Source organism: Bacillus massiliigorillae (genome assembly GCF_000380245.2).
In the GTDB taxonomy this organism is placed as follows: domain Bacteria; phylum Bacillota; class Bacilli; order Bacillales; family DSM-1321; genus Bacillus_AD; species Bacillus_AD massiliigorillae.
The window spans coordinates 3,478,014-3,482,118 of sequence record NZ_HG428741.1 but is presented as its reverse complement, the minus strand read 5'-3'; the positions used below and the strand labels follow the sequence as shown (position 1 = coordinate 3,482,118).

Genomic DNA, 4,105 nt, shown 5'->3' with positions numbered 1-4,105 from the left:
AAAACAAGAGGTTGCCCAATATGTGGAGCAACCTCTGTTTTTATATGATATCTAGAAACCTTCACTCAGAAAATACGTTTTTGTTATCAATGAATGGTGCATGGATAACTAAAGGTTCTTCTGTTATTGGATGCGTAAGCTTAATTTGATAGGCATGCAATGCTTGGCGATGAAAAATAGGCTTTCCTCCATACAATGTGTCTCCAGCAAGTGGATGTCCTAAATGGCTTAAATGAACACGTATTTGATGTGTACGACCAGTATCTAGCGAACATTCAATTAGTGTTAAGTCTTTTTTAGAATCATATTGTAAAACTTTATAATGTGTGACTGCGTGCTGTCCTGAAGGTGAGACACGTCTACGAGTTGCGTGATGACGATCTCTTCCTATACTTGCAGAAATAGTACCTTTCTTTTTAAGTACTTTCCCATGTACAAGTGCTTTATATGAGCGTTTTATGCGTCTTTCTTCTAACATCCTTTGGAGAATAGCACCTGCTAGTGCGTGTTTAGAAAATATAATAGCACCTGTTGTATCTTGGTCGAGACGATGAATATGTCTTAGTTCGCCATCATGTCCTTCTAGTAGAAGATGGTAAGCTACCCCATTTAGTAAAGTATCTGTTTGATTTGGTTTCGATGGATGCGTTTCTAGTCCAGCTGGTTTATTAATAATTAATAGATGGTCATCTTCGTAAAGCACAGATAAATCCATATATGTTGCTTCAATTGACGTAGGGTTGCTTTTATAAACAGGTAATAGAAGCTTCGCGTCTTTTGGTAACGTAGTATTCCAAGGAATTGCTAGACCATTTACTAAAACATCTTTGCTCATACGCCACTCATGCATTAACTTCTTAGGGACCTTCCAGTAGTCTTTTAATAGCGTTTCAATAGACATATCTGCCCATTTCTCAGGTATGATAATTTCTATAAATAATCCTTTTTTCTTTGTTTGTATCATGGTGAATAGTCCTACCTCTCTTTATGTAATTGCTTGTATAATTGTAAAAATATAGCTGAAAAATCTGAATTTTGCACTAAAAAATCAAAATTTGGTTGTAATTCCCAATATAATTTCTGATAATTCATGTTATTCTTACTGTGGGATGCTTTTTATAAAAATAATACGAACAAAGTGATTAAAAAGGTGGGGGTATAATTGAAAATCGTCTTCTCTTCAACGGATGAACAAGAGCAAGAAATAGAAACAATCTTGTTTAACCTGAGATCAACCATTCTTCCAAGTTATATTCTTAGTCAGGATCTCGACAAGTATAACGAGATGGGGTTGCTGCAATTTTCGAACTATAGTAATAAGTATAATGGGACACTAAGAGAAGCATATCAATTAATGACTGCTTTGCAAACTGTAGCAACAATTATTGATTATGTAAGCAAATCTGTTGAGTGTCAGCAATATGAAGATTTGTTTAATCGTAATGCTCAAATTATAAATAATTTTGGTTTGTTTTTTCCGTTTACTTTACAGTGTTTTCGTAATAGAATTCCAGCTAACGGATATGTCTTTACATTTGCAGAAGCAGAAAACCAAATAATATGTTAAAAGCGCCATTATCGGCGCTTTTGTTTATTTTTTATGTTGTGCCAAGTATTCATTGAAAGCTTCTTCTGAATCGTCGCCTAGCTTTCTGTCTACTTCTTTACCGTCTTCATAAACAACTAATGTAGGAGTACTTTCAATGTTGTATTGATCCCAGCCATCTTCAAATTCATTCAAATTGTATTGGTTAACGTTTATACCTTTATCCTTAGCAGCTGTCATTAATTTGGGTGTAGCTGCTACGCAGTGAGAACATTCTGGACTAAAGAAATATACAAAAGTTTGTTTTTCGGTGTCTAATTTTTTCTCAAGATTCTTTGGTGTAATAATGTTTTGATAATTTTTATCCTCTAATTGTGCAATTGTAGAACTTTTTAGTAAATCTTTGTTATACAATTTTTTAGCAAGTGCTTTTTGCTCCGATGATAGTTCATTATTTGCTTGTTCGTCGGCTTCTTGCTGCTTGGCAGCTTGTTCTTTATTTTGCATATTGTTCATGATAGCTATTCCTGCGAATAATACAACGATGATAGCTAAAAATATAATGACTTTCTTCATTAATTGACCTCCTTAGAATTTTTCCAAATCATAAAACTACAGATGAAAATAATAATAAATGCTGTAAGTGCTAGGAACGGAATAGTGATAAATCCACCCCAATTAATATACTGTCCTGTACATGGAATACGACCACAAGCATTAGCGGAATCAGCAAGGAAAGGGATTTTCTGAATGCTGTAATGATAAGCTGAAAGAAGTGTACCAATTCCAGAAAGAATCATTGTGTACAGGGTTATGTGGAAGTCTTTTTTGATTGTTGCAATACCTAATAGTATGGTAAAGGGATACATCACAATTCGTTGATACCAGCATAAAGTACAAGGTTCAAAATTTTTTATCTCTGAAAAGTATAAGCTTCCGAACATTGCAATTACCGATACTGCCCAGGCTATAAATAATATGTTTTCTTTTTGTTTATTATTCAAACTTGTCCACACCTCCAAAGTATGTCATAAGAAATTATAGTATGGTATGGCAAAGAATGTCTATTGTTATCAATTCAAAAGTAAAAAAGAGCTAGAAAAAAATTCTGCTCTTTTTTACGTCCATTTATTTTGTTTCGTTGCATTAGCCTTTTCTACTATTCCAAACATTTCCGAAAGATCAGATAAGTATATTTCCAATAATAATCGTGAAACTATGAATAGGATTCATAAAGTACATCATGCTGGGTCATGCATGTTGCATGTTCGAGATATCGAAGTAGGGTATAGAGATTTCGTTGGATTGTGGTGTAGTCATGTTCAAAACGATACGCATGTAAGAAGTGTTCAATTTTTTTGGATAAAAAATGATCTTTTGTTCTCACCATCAGAATCAATAAATTATCCCACTCAGAACGATGCGTATAATAGAGTGCTCGATCATAATCTGTTTTGTTCATGGCATCTGCCTCCTTTGTAAGGAGATTAACTTTATTTTGTACCGTATCATCAAAACTTTGCTATGAAAAACTTGGACAACCAAGAGAACATATTACCAACATGTTAGGAGCATCTTCATGAGAGTATTTATACCTTTTTGCTTGTTGTTTTTGTTCTTGAATGCATTTCCTACAAGGATAGATGCCTCTTATTATTCATATGAACAAATGGAAGAAGAAGTGTTGAACTTACAAAACAATTATGGGAATAAGATACAAATTGGATATTTTGGGAAAAGTGAATGGGGAAAAAAACTTCCTTATATTAAAGTTGGGAAAGGGTCACAGTCTGTATTTCTTATTGGTGCACATCATGGTCGAGAATGGATTACAAGTCAATTTTTAATGAAGCTTTTGAAAGAGTATGTAAGTGCTTATGATGAAGATACTACTATTAATGGCTATTCTACACGAATTTTTGATGAAATATCGTTTATTTTCATACCTATGCTAAACCCCGATGGAGTGGATATTCAACAGAAAGGGCTACAAGGGCTGTCTCTATCTCAAGGATTGAAGTTACTTAGTATGAATGAATTTCATTTAGCGTTTGATAGGTGGAAAGCAAATGGTGAGGGAGTGGATTTAAATCGTCAATATCCTTCAGGATGGAAGGAACTAAACCAAATACCTGCTTGGCCCTCTTATAAGCACTTTCGTGGTACAAAGCCTGTTCAGGCTGCGGAGGTAAAAGCATTAGTGGACTTTACAGTACAACAAAAGCCTTTGCTTTCATTGTCTTATCACACATCGGGACAGCAAGTGTTTTGGTATTATCATACAAAGAAAGAATATATTGAGCGTGATTATTTGCTTGCAGAGAAAATCGCTCGTTTAACAGGATATGAGCTAGATCTCCCCAATGCAGATGCAGTGGGAGGAGGTTATACAGATTGGTTTATTACAACCTTCCGTAAGCCAGCATTTACGATTGAAATGTGTGAGCTAGTAAAGGAAACGAATCCACCAGCATCTTGCTTGCGAAAAGAATGGGCTGGAAATAGAGAAGTACCAATGATGTTATTATATGAATTGAAAAAAGAATCTATTAAGAGACC

At 34.5% G+C, this 4,105-nt stretch carries 6 protein-coding genes; 2 read left to right on the top strand and 4 right to left on the bottom strand.

What is annotated here, in order from left to right; translation table 11 throughout:
- Positions 1 to 61: 61 nt before the first annotated feature.
- A complete protein-coding gene (locus TX86_RS16095) occupies positions 62 to 961 on the bottom strand; it encodes an RluA family pseudouridine synthase (protein ID WP_195892916.1) in 900 nt (299 codons plus the stop codon).
- A gap of 201 nt (positions 962 to 1,162) precedes the next feature.
- On the opposite strand from TX86_RS16095, the gene TX86_RS16090 reads away from it, so the two are divergent.
- The gene (locus tag TX86_RS16090; RefSeq protein WP_042349921.1) at positions 1,163 to 1,567 is read left to right on the top strand and encodes a DUF5365 family protein; all 405 of its coding nucleotides are present in this window, start codon (positions 1,163 to 1,165) and stop codon (positions 1,565 to 1,567) included.
- A gap of 24 nt (positions 1,568 to 1,591) precedes the next feature.
- Here TX86_RS16090 and TX86_RS16085 read toward each other — a convergent pair whose 3' ends face one another.
- The 3 genes from TX86_RS16085 to TX86_RS16075 form a co-directional block, all read right to left on the bottom strand.
- The gene (locus TX86_RS16085; RefSeq protein WP_042349919.1) at positions 1,592 to 2,122 is read right to left on the bottom strand and encodes a thioredoxin family protein; all 531 of its coding nucleotides are present in this window, start codon (positions 2,120 to 2,122) and stop codon (positions 1,592 to 1,594) included.
- A complete protein-coding gene (locus TX86_RS16080) occupies positions 2,122 to 2,550 on the bottom strand; it encodes a disulfide oxidoreductase (protein ID WP_042349918.1) in 429 nt (142 codons plus the stop codon). Before TX86_RS16080 ends, TX86_RS16085 begins: the two co-directional genes overlap by 1 nt.
- A gap of 212 nt (positions 2,551 to 2,762) precedes the next feature.
- Complete coding sequence (locus TX86_RS16075; RefSeq protein WP_042349916.1) at positions 2,763 to 3,008, bottom strand: YhdB family protein; 246 nt, start codon at positions 3,006 to 3,008, stop codon at positions 2,763 to 2,765.
- Between the two features lie 117 nt (positions 3,009 to 3,125).
- Between TX86_RS16075 and TX86_RS16070 the strand changes: the two genes are divergently transcribed.
- A partial coding sequence (locus tag TX86_RS16070) for a M14 family zinc carboxypeptidase (RefSeq protein WP_081707685.1) occupies positions 3,126 to 4,105 on the top strand: 980 nt, incomplete at its 3' end.